General features: G+C 74.3%; 16 protein-coding genes. 10 read left to right on the top strand and 6 right to left on the bottom strand.

Annotation, left to right across the window (positions count from 1 at the left end; translation table 11 throughout):
- Positions 1-204: 204 nt before the first annotated feature.
- Positions 205-1,179: a YihY/virulence factor BrkB family protein gene (locus OSB71_RS14420; RefSeq protein ID WP_265948275.1), complete on the top strand. Its 975-nt coding sequence runs from the start codon at positions 205-207 to the stop codon at positions 1,177-1,179.
- A gap of 114 nt (positions 1,180-1,293) precedes the next feature.
- Here OSB71_RS14420 and OSB71_RS14415 read toward each other — a convergent pair whose 3' ends face one another.
- From OSB71_RS14415 to OSB71_RS14405, 3 genes are all read right to left on the bottom strand, one after another.
- Positions 1,294-1,599, bottom strand: coding sequence for a hypothetical protein (locus OSB71_RS14415; RefSeq protein ID WP_265948273.1), 306 nt, complete (start codon positions 1,597-1,599; stop codon positions 1,294-1,296).
- A 66-nt stretch (positions 1,600-1,665) separates the two neighbouring features.
- The gene (locus OSB71_RS14410; protein WP_265948271.1) at positions 1,666-2,640 is read right to left on the bottom strand and encodes an LLM class F420-dependent oxidoreductase; all 975 of its coding nucleotides are present in this window, start codon (positions 2,638-2,640) and stop codon (positions 1,666-1,668) included.
- A 204-nt stretch (positions 2,641-2,844) separates the two neighbouring features.
- Positions 2,845-4,254: an FAD-dependent oxidoreductase gene (locus OSB71_RS14405; protein WP_265948269.1), complete on the bottom strand. Its 1,410-nt coding sequence runs from the start codon at positions 4,252-4,254 to the stop codon at positions 2,845-2,847.
- Positions 4,255-4,365: 111 nt separating this feature from the next.
- Between OSB71_RS14405 and OSB71_RS14400 the strand changes: the two genes are divergently transcribed.
- Complete coding sequence (locus OSB71_RS14400; protein ID WP_265948268.1) at positions 4,366-4,767, top strand: RNA-binding S4 domain-containing protein; 402 nt, start codon at positions 4,366-4,368, stop codon at positions 4,765-4,767.
- Positions 4,768-4,855: 88 nt separating this feature from the next.
- Here the strand turns inward: OSB71_RS14400 and OSB71_RS14395 are convergent, their stop codons facing one another.
- Positions 4,856-5,695, bottom strand: a complete 840-nt coding sequence (locus OSB71_RS14395; protein WP_265948266.1) for a SigB/SigF/SigG family RNA polymerase sigma factor — start codon at positions 5,693-5,695, stop codon at positions 4,856-4,858.
- A 529-nt stretch (positions 5,696-6,224) separates the two neighbouring features.
- Here OSB71_RS14395 and OSB71_RS14390 point away from each other — a divergent pair.
- The 6 genes from OSB71_RS14390 (at position 6,225) to OSB71_RS14365 (ending at position 11,696) form a co-directional block, all read left to right on the top strand.
- A complete protein-coding gene (locus OSB71_RS14390) occupies positions 6,225-6,641 on the top strand; it encodes a CBS domain-containing protein (protein ID WP_265948264.1) in 417 nt (138 codons plus the stop codon).
- Positions 6,642-7,358: 717 nt separating this feature from the next.
- Positions 7,359-8,936 (top strand): sensor histidine kinase, encoded by a 1,578-nt coding sequence (locus OSB71_RS14385; RefSeq protein ID WP_265948262.1) that lies wholly within the window; start codon positions 7,359-7,361, stop codon positions 8,934-8,936.
- A 133-nt stretch (positions 8,937-9,069) separates the two neighbouring features.
- Positions 9,070-9,489 (top strand): roadblock/LC7 domain-containing protein, encoded by a 420-nt coding sequence (locus OSB71_RS14380; protein WP_265948260.1) that lies wholly within the window; start codon positions 9,070-9,072, stop codon positions 9,487-9,489.
- Entirely contained in the window at positions 9,486-9,845 is a 360-nt protein-coding gene (locus tag OSB71_RS14375; RefSeq protein ID WP_265948258.1) for a DUF742 domain-containing protein, read from the top strand. The genes OSB71_RS14380 and OSB71_RS14375 overlap by 4 nt, the downstream gene beginning before the upstream one ends.
- Positions 9,826-10,437: a GTP-binding protein gene (locus OSB71_RS14370; RefSeq protein WP_265948256.1), complete on the top strand. Its 612-nt coding sequence runs from the start codon at positions 9,826-9,828 to the stop codon at positions 10,435-10,437. The genes OSB71_RS14375 and OSB71_RS14370 overlap by 20 nt, the downstream gene beginning before the upstream one ends.
- Positions 10,434-11,696 carry a cytochrome P450 gene (locus OSB71_RS14365; RefSeq protein WP_265948254.1) on the top strand — a complete coding sequence of 421 codons (1,263 nt, stop codon included), beginning with the start codon at positions 10,434-10,436 and terminating at the stop codon, positions 11,694-11,696. The genes OSB71_RS14370 and OSB71_RS14365 overlap by 4 nt, the downstream gene beginning before the upstream one ends.
- A gap of 146 nt (positions 11,697-11,842) precedes the next feature.
- Here the strand turns inward: OSB71_RS14365 and OSB71_RS14360 are convergent, their stop codons facing one another.
- A complete protein-coding gene (locus OSB71_RS14360) occupies positions 11,843-13,063 on the bottom strand; it encodes a cytochrome P450 (protein WP_265948252.1) in 1,221 nt (406 codons plus the stop codon).
- Positions 13,064-13,218: 155 nt separating this feature from the next.
- Here OSB71_RS14360 and OSB71_RS14355 point away from each other — a divergent pair, with 155 nt between their 5' ends.
- The gene (locus OSB71_RS14355; protein WP_265948250.1) at positions 13,219-13,581 is read left to right on the top strand and encodes a DUF427 domain-containing protein; all 363 of its coding nucleotides are present in this window, start codon (positions 13,219-13,221) and stop codon (positions 13,579-13,581) included.
- A gap of 309 nt (positions 13,582-13,890) precedes the next feature.
- The gene (locus OSB71_RS14350) at positions 13,891-14,034 is read left to right on the top strand and encodes a hypothetical protein (protein WP_265948248.1); all 144 of its coding nucleotides are present in this window, start codon (positions 13,891-13,893) and stop codon (positions 14,032-14,034) included.
- On the opposite strand, the gene OSB71_RS14345 is transcribed toward OSB71_RS14350, so the two are convergent.
- Positions 14,031-14,729 (bottom strand): phosphatase PAP2 family protein, encoded by a 699-nt coding sequence (locus tag OSB71_RS14345; protein WP_265948246.1) that lies wholly within the window; start codon positions 14,727-14,729, stop codon positions 14,031-14,033. The genes OSB71_RS14350 and OSB71_RS14345 overlap by 4 nt on opposite strands.
- Positions 14,730-15,347: the final 618 nt, after the last annotated feature.

Raw genomic sequence — 15,347 nt, 5'->3', positions numbered from 1 at the left:
GGGCGGCCCGGCACAGACGGCGCAGCACAGACGGCACAGCACAGACGGCACGGCCGGACGGCGCGGGCGGCACGGGTGGGCGGGGCCCAGGCGCGCGGGGGTGTGACCGTCCGTTTCCGCCGGGCGAGCACGGTTACCCGGCGCGTCAGTGCGCCCGGTCGCGCTGGCGGCCGGGACGCGTCGGTCCGGCGGAAGGAGAGTGCCATGGCGGGAGACCGAGACGGCGGCCGGGAGGCGCGGCCCCCGGAGGACCGGGAGGCGGCGCCGAGGAAGCCGACGGATCTGCCGCGGCGGTCGTGGAAGAGCGCGTTGAAGCAGACGGGCCGGGAGTTCAAGGAGGACAACCTTCTGGACTGGGCGGCGGCGCTGACCTACTACGGCGTGCTGTCGATCTTCCCGGCGCTGCTGGCGCTGGTGTCGGTGCTTGGCCTGGTGGGCGGTCCGGCCATCCAGCCGCTGATCGACAACGTGGGCAGCATGGCGCCCGGGGCGGTGCGCGACGTGCTGACCAGCATGCTGGAGCAGTTGCGGGACGGCCAGGGGCAGGCGGGACTGGCGCTGGTGCTGGGGCTCGCCGTGGCGCTGTGGTCGGCGTCGGGGTACGTCGCGGCGTTCATGCGGGCGGGCAACGCGGTCTACGACATCCGGGAGGGCCGCCCGGTGTGGAAGACCATTCCGACGCGGCTGGGCATCACGCTGGTGACGGTGCTGCTGCTGGCGGTGACGGCGGTGGGCGTGGTGTTCACCGGCGGGCTGGCGCAGCGGGCCGGTGACGTGCTGGGGGTGGGCGACACGGCCGTCACGGTGTGGAGCATCGCCAAGTGGCCGGTGCTGGTGCTGCTGGTGAGCCTCGTGTTCTCGGTGCTGTACTGGGCGGCGCCGAACGTCAAGCGGCCGTTCCGGTGGGTGACGCCGGGCGGGTTGCTGGCGGTGCTGCTGTGGCTGCTCGCGTCGGCGCTCTTCGCCCTGTACGTGGCGAACTTCGGCAACTACGACAAGACCTACGGCAGTCTCGCCGCGGTGATCATCTTCCTGGTGTGGCTGTGGATCTCCAACACGGCGCTCCTGCTGGGGCTGGAGCTCAACGCCGAGCTGGAGCGCGGACGGGCGATCGAGGCGGGTCACCCGCCGCAGGAGGAGCCGTACGCCGAGCCCCGGGACACCCGGAAGTTCGACTAGGCCGTCCGCCTGGCCGCACGGCGCGATCCGGGCGGCGGCCCCGCGGTGTGGGGCCGCCGCCCGGATCGCCTCCGCGGCCGGGTCGCCGCCGGCCGCCCGCGCGCCGCGCGGGGCTCAGGGGCCGCCCTCGCGCTGCTGGCGGCGGACGGCGTCGGGCTCGCCCGCGGCGTCGCGGGGCACGTCGGTGTCGGTGGGCGGGTCCACCTCCACCGGGGGGTGCCAGGGGCCGCGCTCGACGCGTTCGCCGGGCTGGAGCCCTTCGACGGGGCCCTCGGCGATCTCGGGCTGCTGGATGTCGCTGCCGGCCACGGCGGAGCTGTCGGCCTTGCCGATGTGGGAGGGTTCCTCGCCCTCGTCGGGTGTCTCCGCGGCCGCTTCCCTGTCGTCGGGGTCGTCGGGCTCCCGGTCGTCGTGGGCCATGGCGGCACCTCCTGATCGTGTGGCTCCTACCCTGCTCGCGGTACCCGCCGCCCGGCCGGGCACACGTCAGCTCGGCCAGGTGCTGCGCAGGGCGGGCAGCAGGGTCTCCTCGGCCCAGCGCAGGAACCGCGGCTGGGTCTCGCCGCCGATCTGGACGAGCGCGACCTCGGTGAACCCGGCGTCGACGTAGGGCTTGACCGCGGCGATGAAGCGGTCGGGGTCGTCCCCGCAGGGGATGGACTCGGCGACGTCCTCGCGCCGGACGAACTGGGTGGCGGCGGCGAAGGCGGCGGGGCCGGGAAGTTCGGAGTTGACCTTCCAGCCGCTGCCGAACCACCGGAACTGGTCGTGGGCGCGGTTGATGGCGGCCTCCCGGTCGGTGTCGAAGGAGACCGGGAGCTGCCCGACGCGGGGTTTGCCGCTGCCGCCGTGGCGGTCGAAGGCGGCCAGCAGGTCGGGTTTGGGCTCGGTGGCGATGAGGAGGTCCGCCAGGCGGCCGGCCAGGCGGCAGGACTGCTCCCCCGAGACGGCGATGCCGATGGGGACGGCCTGCTCGGGCAGGTCCCACAGCTTGGCGGACTCCACGTCGAAGTGGGTGCCGTGGTGGTTGACGTAGCCGCCGGCGAAGAGGCTGCGGATGATGTGGACGGCCTCGTCGAGCATCTCGTGGCGCACGTCCACCGGGGGCCAGCCGCCGCCGACGACGTGCTCGTTGAGGTTCTCGCCCGCGCCCAGGCCCAGCCGGAAGCGGCCGCGGGACAGAAGTTGCAAGGTGGCGGCCTTCTGCGCGACGACCGCCGGGTGGTAGCGGATGGACGGGCAGGTCACGTAGGTCATCAGGGGGATGCGGGAGGTGGCCTGCGCGGCGGCGCCCAGCACCGTCCAGGCGTGGGGTGCGTGGCCCTGGGAGGTGAGCCAGGGGAAGTAGTGGTCGGAGGTGACGGAGAAGTCGAAGCCCGCCTCCTCCGCGAGCACCACGTGGTCGACGAGGTCGGTGGGGCCGGCCTGCTCGGTCATCATCGTGTATCCGAAGTGCACCATTCGCCTCGCGGTTCCCCCGGCCCGGCAGGGGGAAACGCGGGCGAGAGCCGGGCGGGTGACGGCGGGCCGGGCAGCGGCGGACGCGGACGACGCGCAGCGGCGGGGAGGCGTGGACCGGCACACCGCCCCACGGGCCTGCCCGTCCCGAGGTGGGCGAGCTCCCCGGCCCCCGGGGCGCCCGTCCCGGGGGGCCGGGCGCGGACGTCAGTCGGCGGCGGCCTCGCGGACGGCCTTGACGGCCTTGCGGGCGGCGACGAGCACCGGATCCCACACCGGGGAGAACGGGGGCGCGTACCCCAGGTCGAGGGCCACGAGCTGCTCGACGGTCATCCGGGCGGTCAGGGCGACGGCGGCGACGTCCACCCGCTTGCCCGCGCCCTCCCGGCCGACGATCTGGCAGCCCAGCAGGCGGCCGGTGCGGTGTTCGGCCGTCATCTTCACGTGCAGCGGCGTGGCGCCGGGGAAGTACCCGGCGCGGCTGGTGGAGCGCACGGTGACGGACACGTACCGCAGTCCGAGGTCGGCCGCCTGCCGCTCCAGCAGCCCGGTGCGGGCGATCTCCAGGTCGCAGACCTTGCTCACCGCGGTGCCGACGACGCCGGGGAAGGTGCCGTAGTCACCACCGATGTTGGCGCCGATGATCTGGCCGTGCTTGTTGGCGTGGGTGCCCAGGGCGATGTGCCGGGTGCGCCCGCCGACCAGGTCCAGGACCTCGACGCAGTCGCCGCCGGCCCAGATGTAGTGGTGGCCGCGCACGCGCAGGGAGAGGTCGGTGAGCAGGCCGCCGGACTCGCCCAGCGGCAGCCCGGCCGCGCGGGCGAGGCCGGTCTCCGGCCGCACGCCCAGGCCGAGGACGACGATGTCGGCCGGGTGCTCGGCGTCCTCGGTGGCCACGGCACGGACGCGGCCGTCGGCGCCGGTGCGGATGGCGGTGACGGCGGTGCCGGTCAGGGTGCGGATGCCCAGGGCGTCCATCGCCTCGTGCACCAGGGCGCCCATGTCCGGGTCGAGGGTCGTCATCGGCTGTTCGGCCTGGTCGAGCACGGTGACCTCGTAGCCGCGGCGGACGAGCGCCTCGGACATCTCCACGCCGATGTACCCGGCGCCGATGACCACGGCCCGGCGCGGGCCCCGCGCGGACTCGAGTTCGCCGCCTTCGAGCGCCCGGATCAGGGCGCGGCCGTCGTCGAGGGTCTGCACGCCGTGGACGCCGGGCGCGTCGATGCCCGGCAGCGGGGGGCGCAGCGGGCGCGCCCCGGTGGCCAGGACGAGCTGGTCGTAGGCCAGCCACTCCCCCGGTCCCGAGCTCTCGTCGGCGCCGCGCACCCGCACCCGGCGCGCGGCGGGGTCGAGCTCGGCGGCCTCGGTGCACAGCCGCACCTCGATGTCGCGCTCGCGGTGCTCCTCGGGGGTGCGCACGACGAGGTCCGCCTCGTCGGTGACGTCCCCGGCGACCCAGTACGGGATGCCGCAGGAGGAGTAGGAGGTGACGTCGCCGCGTTCGACGACGACGATCTCCAGCTCCCCTGGGCCTTTGAGCCTGCGGGCCTGGGACGCGGCGGCCATGCCCGTCGCGTTGCCGCCGATGACCACCATGCGCGAAGCCGCCGCCATACCGTGCGCTCCCTCTCCTCAGGTGCTGCCGCCTACACCTGCCCCCTTCCGGGGCCGCCCATGCCGGGCGGGCGGTGGAGCGGTGTCCGCGCCGGTGCTTAAGGTTGCGGTATGGCTGGTGGTGAGGGTTCGGTGCGCGTCGACAGCTGGATCTGGTCGGTGCGGCTGATCAAGACGCGTTCGCAGGCGGCGACGGCGTGCCGGGCGGGGCACGTGCGGATCAACGGCGACCGGGCGAAGGCGGCGCAGCCGGTGCGGCCGGGCGACGAGGTGCGGGTGTGGCACGCGGGCCGGGAGCGGATCGTGGAGGTGGTGAAGCTGGTGCGCAAGCGGGTGGGTGCGCCGGAGGCGGTCACCTGCTACGTCGACAACACCCCGGCGCCGCCGACGCCGCTGGAGGTGCCCGTCGCTCCGCGGCGGGACCGCGGGGCGGGGCGGCCGACCAAGCGGGAGCGGCGCGAACTGGACCGCCTGCGCGCCCGCTCGGCCCCTCCCCCGCCGGACGAGCTCTGAGGGCGGGCGACGGGCCCTGCGCCGGGCCGGTGCGGCTGGACGGGGGCGTGCGGGGCGAGGTCCTTCCCGCACCGGGCGGGGGTGAGGGTCAGGCCGGGGTTCCGGCGGACCCCGGGTGCTCGCCCGCGGCGGCCTCCGCCTCGACCTCGCGGCGGATGCGCTGGCAGGTGGAGCTGATGAGCCGCGAGACGTGCATCTGGGAGATGCCGACCTCGGCGGCGATGCGGCTCTGCGACATGTCGCAGAAGAACCGCAGGTAGAGGATGCGCCGCTCGCGCTCGGGCAGCCGGCGCAGCCGCGGCTTGACGGACTCGCGGTAGATGACGCGGTCGTAGCCGGGCTCGAAGTCGCCGAGGGTGTCGGCGCGGGTGAAGGCGTCCTCGGCGTGCGGGTAGGGCGAGTCCAGGGACAGGGTGCGGTAGCTTTCCAGCGCCTCCATGCCCAACTGCACGTCCTCTTCGGACAGGCCGGTGTGTTCGGCGATCTGGGCGACGGTGGGGCTGCGCCGGTCGAGGGTCAGGCTCAGCTCCCGGCGGCTGGCGCGCACCTTGTTGCGCAGCTCCTGCACCCGGCGCGGCACGTGCAGGTCCCACAGGTTGTCCCGGAAGTGGCGGCGCAGCTCACCGACGATGGTGGGGACGGCGTAGCTCTCGAAGGCGCAGCCCCGGGCCGGGTCGTAGCGGTCGACGGCCTTGACCAGACCGAGGGCGGCGACCTGCTGGAGATCCTCGATGCTCTCGCTGCGGTTGCGGTAGCGATGGGCGAGGCGGTAGGCCATCGGCATCCAGGCCCGCACCACCTCCTGCTGGAGCCGCTCGCGTTCGGAGCCGGGCGGCAGCGTGGCGAGCCGTTCGAGGTCGGCGGCGGTGTCGGGCGCGTCGTCGTGGGGGTGGCGGGCCCGTTTGGTGCGGGAAACTACGGTGCTCATCTGCTTCGCTCTCCCAGAACACGCTTGTCGACGGTGGAAGCGGTGACCGCGGGAGCAGGCACGCGCAGGGATCCCTCCGGGGGAAGGGGCTCGGCTGGTCGAGGCCGCACCGGTCACGGTGGGCGGCTGCGGCGGGGGGGGGCCTCCTGGCCGAAGCACCCGTGACCGCCTTCAGGGCAGCCCGTGACCGAACTGTGATGCGAGCCATCTGCTCTTCCACCTTGCGCCCGGGTGGTGCCGACCGCAAACGCAGGCAGCCCGGCACGCGGCGCGGCACGCGAGCATCACCCGGACGGCCGCTCACCGGTTGCGGCGGGGGCGTCGACCGCGGGCGGGGGCGCCTGCCGCGCGGTGGTACCCCTTCCGACCGCGCTCAGACGCCGGGGCGACCGACGATCACCCGGACGGCGGCGGATCGCGTACGCGGTGTTAGGCCACCGGTGGACTGGGCACCCGAGCTGCGGCCTTCGGTGGGCCCGCCGCGACGGCGGGCCCACCGAGGCGGGAAACACGCGAGACAGGAGGAGCCATGACCACGGCACGCGACATCATGTCGCCGGGCACCGAGTGCATCGGCGCCAACGACAGCGCGCTCCAGGCCGCGCGGAAGATGACCGAACTCAGCGTCGGCGCGCTGCCGATCTGTGGCACCGACAACAAGCTCAAGGGGGTCCTGACCGACCGCGACATCGTCGTGCGGGTGCTGGGCGCGGGGAAGGACCCGGCGCAGACCCTGGCCGGGGATCTCGCCCAGGGCGAGGCCGTCACCATCGGCGCGGACGACGACGCCGAAGAGGTGATGGTGACGATGACGAACCACAAGGTCAGGCGGCTGCCGGTCATCGACGGCAGGGAGCTGGTCGGCATGGTGGCCCAGGCGGACGTCGCCCGGGCGCTGCCCGACCCGCAGGTCGGCGACCTGGTGGAAGCGCTGTCGACGGACTGACGGCCCTCCCCCACGGGAAACACGTCGGTGGATTCGGGCATGGAACCCGCCGGCCGAGGTAGAAGAAGGACGAGCCCGCCCGGTGCGCATCCCCCGTCGCACCGGGCGGGCCTTCCTGTGCGCGGGGCCGCGCGGCGCGGGATGCGCGCGAACGGGGGCGGGCCGCCACGGGCGGACGGCGGTGCGGTGGTTCTTTGCCTCCGGCCGGCGCGGGCCGTCCGGCCGGCCGGACCGGCGGCGCGGCCGGACCGCATGGACCACCGGACCGCCCGGGCGACGCGGAGGGACCGGCGACGCGGACAGGTCGGGGGGATACGGACGGCCCGGGTGGCGCCGGCGGCCCGGGTGATGCGGACGGAAGAAATCCGGCCCGGTTCGCGCGCGTGCCGTCGTGCGGGCTTTGCCGTCGCGGGTGCGAACGCGGGGTGCGCCGGCCGGCGGCCGAGCGGCGCGGGGGCGGGGGCGGCACCCGTACCCGGTCCACTGTTGCGCCTTTACCACGCGACGTCGACAGCCGTTCGGGGAACGGCGCGACGTCACCCGCGCGCGTCCCCAGATCGAGTGGCGTCCTCAACTCGCCTGCTACGTGGCTAACATGAGGCCGAGTGTGGAGCGGAAGATCACCGTGGACCAACGGTGCCGTCCACCTGTCCGGCCTGCGATCGCCGGTCAGTCCGCCTTCCTCGCACCGCCCTTCAGCCCCTGAGGACCGATTGCATGTCAGTGCCAGTGACCACTCACCAGCCGGCGATAGCGTCGGCACGTCCGGGACTTCTCGCGTTGGCGGGCATCGTCTTGGTGACCGCGGCGGCGTGCGCGGGAGTGACGATCCTCGCGCCCGAGCCGGGGCGGGTGTGGGTGACCACCACGGCCGTCGCCGCGGGTGTGGCCGTGGTGGTGGCCGCCAGCGTGACCGTGGTGGCGCTGCGCCGGGCGAAGCTGCGCCAGGCGTCCGCCGAGCAGACCGCCCAGCGGCTGCGCGCCCAGGTCGAGCAGGTGAACGCGCACCTGGCGCACACCGACGCCGAGGCGGCGCAGCTCGCGGAGGTGACGCTGCCCGCGGTGCTCAAACAGCTCCGGGACGGCGCGGCCGCCGACACCGCGCTGGACCGGGCCCGGGCCCCGCAGAGCCCGCGGCTGGCGCGGCTGCTGGAGCTGTGCGCGCGGGAGGTAGCCGTCGGTGAGCGGCGCAGCGTCGCGGCGATGGCCGCCAGCGTCAAGGGCGTGGACCGCGTCCAGGCGCAGGCCAACACGATCCTGGCGCACCTGCGGGACATGCAGGACCGCTACGACGAGGACGTGCTCGGCGACCTGCTGACGCTGGACCACAACACCTCGCAGCTCAGCCTGCTGGCCGACCGGCTGGCGGTGCTGATGGGCGGCCGCTCCAGCCGCCAGTGGAACAAGCCGATCGTGATGGAGTCCATCCTGCGCGGCGCGGCCGGGCGGATCGCGGCGTACCAGCGGGTGCGGCTGCACTGCACGAGCACGATGGCCATCAACGGGCACGCGGCCGAGGGCGTCATGCACCTGCTGGCCGAGCTGATGGACAACGCCACGAACTTCTCCCCGCCGACCGACGAGGTCCACGTCTACGTCGAGGAGCGCACGGCGGGGCTCGTGGTCACCATCGAGGACAGCGGTCTGAAGATGGCGGACGCGGCGCTGCGCCGGGCCGAGGAGTCGGTCTCGGGCGCCTCCAACGACCTCGCCACGCTCCAGGGCACCCGGCTCGGGCTGGCGGTGGTGGGGCGGCTGGCCGCCAAGTACCAGATGACGGTCAGCTTCCGGCCGTCCTCGCGCGGTGGCACCGGCGTCGTCGTCCTCGTCCCGCAGCACCTGATCGCCCAGCACCGGGCGCCCGCGCCGACCGCGCCGCCGCGCGGGACACCGGCCGCGCCGCCGCAGGACGCGGCTCCGCAGGCCGCCGCGCGGGCGGCGGTGCCCCCGCCGGCCCCGGCCCCGGCGGTCGAGCAGTCCGCCACCGGGTACCCGGCCACGGCGGCGTCCCCCGGCACCGTGCACGGCGCCGGGGGCCTGGACACGACCGCGAGCGGGGCGCTGCCCAAGCGGCCGCGCGGCCGCACGCTGGCGGCGTCCGAGCAGGCCGCGCCCGTCGAGCCGTCCGCCCCGGCGCCTCCGCGTCCGCCGAACGAGGCGGGCAGCCGGTTCAGCGCCTTCCGGCAGGCCAGCCGGGGCCGCGCCGGTGACGAGGGCGCCGACCCGCTCGGCGGTGCGGACGAGCTCGGGACCTACCCGAACGATCCGCGCGGCGAACCTCCGACGACGCGGTGACCCCCGTCGCACCGGCAGTCGACTACCGCGCCGCGACGGTGTCCCCCGCCGTCCGGCGCCCCCGTCCCCCGCACCAGATTGGAGGCACGGGCTGACGCCACCGGGCCCCCGCCCCGGTCAGCCCCAGACCACGATGCAGACCACTGACCGCAGCCTCGACTGGCTCCTGGAGAACCTCCTGGCCAGGACCCCCGGCACCCGGCACGCGCTGGTGCTCTCCCGGGACGGCCTCAAACTGTGCTGGAGTGAGCAGCTCACCGTCGACAAGGCCGACCAGCTCTCGGCGATCGCCTCGGGCATCCAGAGCCTGGCGCACGGCGCGTCGATCGAGTTCGGCGACGGGACCGGCGGTGTGCGCCAGTCGATGACCGAGTTCCACGGCGGACTGCTGTTCATCGTCGAGGCGGGCGAGGGCGCCCACCTGGCCGTGCTGGCCGCCGACGACGCCGACCCGGGCATCATCGGGCACCACATGGCGGAGATGGTCGAGCAGCTCGGCGACCACCTGAGCGCGGCGCCGCGGGCACCGCACCAGGAGAGCCGACCGGCATGATCAGGCGGCCCGTCGATCTCGGCGACCCCGACCGGCTCTACATCGTCACCGGCGGCCGGCACCGCACGGACGACACCTCCTTCGACCTGGTGACGCTCATCGTCAGCGAGTGCGAGCCGACCCCGGGGATGCAGTCGGAACACGTGCGCATCCTGGAGCTGTGCCGCCGCCCCACGGCGGTGGTGGAGGTGTCCGCCGAGCTGAAGCTGCCGGTGACGGTGACGCGCATCCTGCTCGGCGACCTGCTCGCCACCGGCCGCATCACGGCCCGACACCCGCGACCGGCCCCCGCCCGCCACGCGCTCCCCGACTCCGCACTGCTGAAACAGGTACTCGATGGACTCCACAATCTCTGAGCCGGACGCCCGGGTCCCGCTGGGCGCGGCGGCCGACACCGGGCTGAAGATAGTCATCGTCGGTGGGTTCGGCGTGGGGAAGACCACGCTGGTGCGGTCGGTGAGCGAGATCCGGCCGCTGAACACCGAGGAGGTGATGACCCAGGCCGGCGTCGGCATCGACGAGAACGCGAAGGTGAGTGAGAAGAACACCACCACGGTGGCGTTCGACTTCGGCCGGATCAGCCTCAACGACCGTATGGTGCTGTACCTGTTCGGCGCGCCGGGGCAGGAGCGGTTCTGGTTCCTGTGGGACCGCCTGTTCAGCGGGACCCTGGGGGCGGTCGTCCTCGTCGACACCCGCCGGGTCGCCGACTCCTGGTACGCCATCGACCGGCTGGAACACCACGGCACCCCGTTCGTGGTGGCCGTCAACCGGTTCTCGGACGCGGCCTCGCACAGCCTGGAGGAGCTGCGGGAGGCGCTGTCCCTCTCCGATGACGTGCCGATGCTGGAGTGCGACGCGCGGCAGCGCGAGTCCAGCAAGTCGGTGCTGATCGGGCTCGTCAACCACCTGTACGACCTGTCCATGGCCCGGGAGATGACGCCGTGACCGACCCGCTGACCGCCGACGCGCCCGCCTCCGGCTGCCCCGCGCATCCGGACGCCACCGCGCTGAGCGGCCTGGAGTACCAGCAGACGCCCGCCGAGCTGTACCGGGGCCTGCGGCACCGGCACGGCCCGGTGGCGCCGATCATCCTGGACGGCGGCATCCCGGCGTGGCTGGTGCTCGGCTACCGCGAGGTGCGCTACGTCACCAGTCACGACGAGCTGTTCGCGCGGGACTCGCGGCGCTGGCACGCGTGGGGCTCCATCCCGCCGGACTGGCCGCTGCTGCCGTACGTCGGCTACCAGCCCTCGGTGCTGTTCACCGAGGGCGCCGAGCACCAGCGCCGGGCCGGGGTGATCAGCGAGGCGCTGGCCGCCATCGACCAGTTCGAGCTGCAGATGACGTGCCGCCGCATCGCCGACACACTGATCGACGTGTTCGCCGGGCGGGGCACGGCCGATCTCAAGGCGGCCTACGCGCACCCGCTGCCGATGCTCGCGGCGGTCGGGATGTGCGGCATGCCGCTGGGCAGCGCGGACACCGACGACCTGGTGCGGGACCTGCGGGTGTCGCTGGACGCCGGGGAGGGCGACGACCCGGTGGCGGCGTACGGGCGGGTGGGCGAGCGCATCCAGACGCTGGTGCGGGACAAACGCGCCCAGCCGGGGGCGGACGTGACCTCGCGGATGCTGGCCCACCCGGCCGGGCTCACCGACGAGGAGATCGTCCAGGACCTGATCTCGGTGATCGCCGCCGCCCAGCAGCCCACCGCGAACTGGATCGGCAACGCGCTGCGGCTGATGCTGACCGACGACCGGTTCGCGCTGAACGTGGCGGGCGGGCGGCTGAGCGTCGGCCAGGCGCTCACCGAGGTGCTGTGGCTGGACACCCCGACCCAGAACTTCATCGGCCGCTGGGCGGTCCGCGACACCCAGCTCGGCGGGCGGCTGATCCGGGAGGGCGACTGCCTGGTGCTCGGGTTCGCCGCCGCCAACACCGATCCGCAGATCTGGCCGCAGGGACATGTGGGCGCGGCCGGGAACTCCGCACACCTGTCGTTCAGCCACGGCGAGCACCGGTGCCCCTACCCGGCGCCCCAGCTCGCGGAGGTCATCGCGCGCACCGCGATCGAGGCGCTGCTGGAGCGGCTGCCGGACGTGGTGCTGGCGGTCGAGCCGCCGGAGCTGCGCTGGCGGCCCTCGGTGTGGATGCGCGGGCTGGTGGACCTCCCGGTGTCCTTCACCCCGGCGTACGTCGGCTAGTCGACTTGTCGGTTGGTCGGCTTGTCAGTCGGGCGACTCGCGGACCCGCAAGCTCGTCGACTCGTCGACCCGTCCGGCTGCTGCTCGCTCGGGGCGTGTCGCGGCGGAACCCCGGTTCCGCCGCGACACCGCCGGACCCGGCCGCGTCAGCGTGCGGTCGGGGTGAACTCCACCGGGAGGCGGGCCGGACCGCGGGTGAAGACGCCCTCCTCGTGCGGGTCGAAGCCTTCGGCCAGGCGCAGGCCGGGCAGGGCGTCCAGGAGCTGGTTGACGCCCACCTCCACCTCCGTCTTGGCCAGCAGGGCGCCCACGCAGAAGTGGCGCCCGAGGGCGAAGGCGAGGTGGTCGGCGGCCGCCGAGAAGGCCCGCGTGGTGGTCAGGTCGTCGCGGAAGATGTCGAAGGTGTCCGGGTCCGCGTACCGGCCGGTGTCGCGGTTGGCCGCGCCGATCAGGCAGGTGACGGTGGCTCCGGCGGGTATGGTGCCGCCGCTGACCTCGACCTCCTGGGCGGTCTCGCGCATGATCATGTGCACCGGCGGGGTGTAGCGCAGGGTCTCGGCGAAGGCCCGGTCGATCAGGGTGCGGTCCTCGCGGACGGCGGCGAGCTGCTCGGGGTGGGTGAGCAGGTTGGCGAAGATGCTCGCGATGGCCTTGTCCGTGGTCTCGCCGCCGGCTGCCAGCAGCAGGCTGCAGAAGGCCTTGATGTCCTCGTCGCTCATGGACGTGCCGTCGACCTCGGCGGCGCACAGGGTGGAGAGCAGGTCGTCCCCCAGGTTCTCCCGGCGCTCCTGGATGATCGGGATCATGTACTCGGCGAACTCCACGCGGGTGCGCTCGCCCTCCGCGACGACCGCCGGGTCCCCGGAGAGGTTGCCGAGGAAGGCGATGACCGAGGTGTACCAGCCGTGGAAGCGGTCGTGGTCGGCCTTGTCCAGTCCGAGCATGTCAGCGATGACGTTGATGGGAAAGCGCGTGGCGTACTGGGCGACCAGGTCGGCGCGGCCCTCGCCGCGGAAGGCGTCGATCAGCTCGCGGGAGTTGCCCTCGATGACGGGGAAGAACTTCTCCTGGAGTTCGGTGCCGCGGAAGGCCGGGGCGACCAGCGCGCGGCGCACGGCGTGCTCGCGGCCGCTGAGCTGGAGGATGGTGCGGCCGTGCACCGGCTCTATCTGCCAGGCGTAGTTGTCGGTGGTGAAGACGGAGTCCTTGAAGGCCCGCTCGACGTCCTCGTACCGGGAGATGACGTAGCTGTTCGTGGCTTCGTGCCAGAGGAGCGGGGTGTGCTCGCGCATCTGCCGGTAGACGGGATACGGATCTGCCGCGAACTCCGGCGAGAGGATGTCGGGGACCTGCTGGGCCGTGGCCATCGTGCTCCCTGAAGTCAGTAACGTGCGTACTCCTGTAGGTTATTGATCGTTTGTCAGCGCCACCAGACCTCGTGCGCACACGGAGCTGAGCGACGAGCGCGTAGAGTGACGGAGACGATCACTGTCCGCATTCGGTCACACCACGAGGAGCGTTCATGGACGCGAGCACGCATCCGCAGGGAACCGGGGGCGACGGCCACCGGATCCGGCTGGAGGAGAGCGATCGGCACGTGCGCGTGGAGCGGGACGGGCAAGTGCTCGCGGAGAGCCGGCGGCCGCTGCTGCTGCACGAGACGGGGCTGCCGGTGCGGTACTACCTGCCGCCCGACGACGTGCGCCTGGAGCTGCTCGTGCCCTCCGCGAGCCACACCGTCTGCCCGTTCAAGGGCACGGCGTCCTACTGGTCCCTGCCCGGCGGTCCGGCCGACGTCGCGTGGGCGTACCCCGAGCCCCTGCCGGACGTCGCGGCGATCAAGGACCGCCTGTGCTTCTACGACACGCAGGTCGTCACCGACTGAGGGCGCGCCGGGGAGCGGCCACCCGCCGACGCGGCGCCGCCGCACCCGGTGACCGCCGCGCCCGGTGACCGCCCTCGCCGTCCGGGCCGGGGACGCCGCCCGGGCCGCGCGGCGGGAGCGGGCGATTTACGGACAAAGACGCGCCGCCGCCCGTCCGGCCCTGGGCCGCGCGGGCGCGGGCGTCTACCGTGGTGGGGTCAGCACGTCCTCCCAGGAGCGAGGAGGGCACGTGAACTGTACGAACTGTGGAGCCGCCGTGATCCAGGGTCCCGATGGGGGCTGGGCGTGCAACAACTGCGGAGCCAGCGGATGAACAGCCCGCTCCCGGCCCCCGCCATGCACTGCGCGCACTGCGGAAGCGTCGTTTTCGAAGGTCCGAGCGGCGGCTACGTGTGCGGGCAGTGCTACCACACCGTCGAGCCGCCGCAGCACCCGGAGCAGGGGGGCGCCTAGCCTCCGGCGCCGCGCGCGGCGCCGGTCCGCGCGGGCCCGCCCGGCGCCGGAACGGCCGCGGGGCGCGGCCCGCGGCGGAAGGGCAGGGCCGAGGCGGCCGCGACGGCGGCGCCGAACAGCCACCCACCGAGCACGTCGGTGGGCCAGTGGACGCCGAGGTGGACCCGGGTGTACCCGACGCCGGCCACCGAGCCGAGCGCCACCGCCCAGGCCGACACCCGCACCGCCGCCGACCGCGGCCCGTGGCGCAGGACGAGCACCAGCAGCACGGCGCACACGACGGTGGCCGTCATCACGTGCCCGGAGGGGAAGGCGTGGTAGTGCGCGCTGTCGACGGGCTGCGCCCACTCGGGCCGGGCGCGGCCGACGGTCGCCTTGAGCACGTACTGCGCCGCCACCCCGCCGAGCGTGGCGGTGGCCACCCAGGCGGCGAGCCGCACCGCCCCCCTGACCAGGAGGACGACGACGGCCAGGGCGGCCACCAGCCGCATCGTGACCGGGTCCCACACCCAGTCGGACAGGACCCGCACGACGCCGGTGAGGCCGGGCTCGGCGTGGGCGAGGCGGTGCAGGTGCTGCGCGAGGTGCTGGTCGGCCCGCCACAACGGGTCCCAGCGCGCGAGCACCAGGACGAGCAGGACGAGCCCGGCGGCCGTGAGGGCTCCGGCCGACCACAGCGGGGGCTTGGGGCGCACGGGCTGCCGTCCTCCTGAACATCGCGTGTCCGGCAGGTGACTGACTGTCGATCGTACGCCACCCCGGCGGGCCACGGCGGAGGTCGCACGCGCCGCGCTTGCGCGTTCGGCACGCGCGGACCCCGGTGCGGCGACCAGGCGGAGCGGGCCCCGCCGCCCCTGGTGCGGTGGCGCCGGGCCGGCATCTCGCGCACGGTGGCCGAAAGGCTGCGTCGAACAGACGTCGCCGGAGCGGTGGCCCACCGCCCCCGTCGCGGCACGGACGGTCGCGACGGCGGCGCGTTCGCTCGGCGGCGCTCCCCCGGGCCGGGGCGCACACCGTCTCGGCACGCCCGGGGCGGCGACGCTCTGCGCCGCCCCGACCCGGGGGCGTCGAGCGCGGTGGCGCCGTCGTCGCGGGACTGACCGGGCCGCGGACGCGGTCGGGTCCGGGGGCCGGCGAGCCGCGGGAGCCGGCGGACCGCGGGGCCGCCGCCGCGAGCGGATTCGGCCCGGCGCGCGCTCGCACCGCCGGGGGCGGTGGCAGGCGAAGCCGATCGGTGGTCAGCCATCCGGTCCAGCCCGTTTTGCCCGCCGTGCGGGCGGCTGGTGAACCTGGGGAAGCCCGCTTGGACACCC

Origin of the sequence: Streptomyces marinisediminis, assembly GCF_026262575.1 — a bacterium.
GTDB classification, from domain to species: Bacteria; Actinomycetota; Actinomycetes; order Streptomycetales; family Streptomycetaceae; genus Streptomyces; species Streptomyces marinisediminis.
Note: the sequence above shows the minus strand (reverse complement) of the source record. Positions and strands in the feature narration are given on the sequence as shown.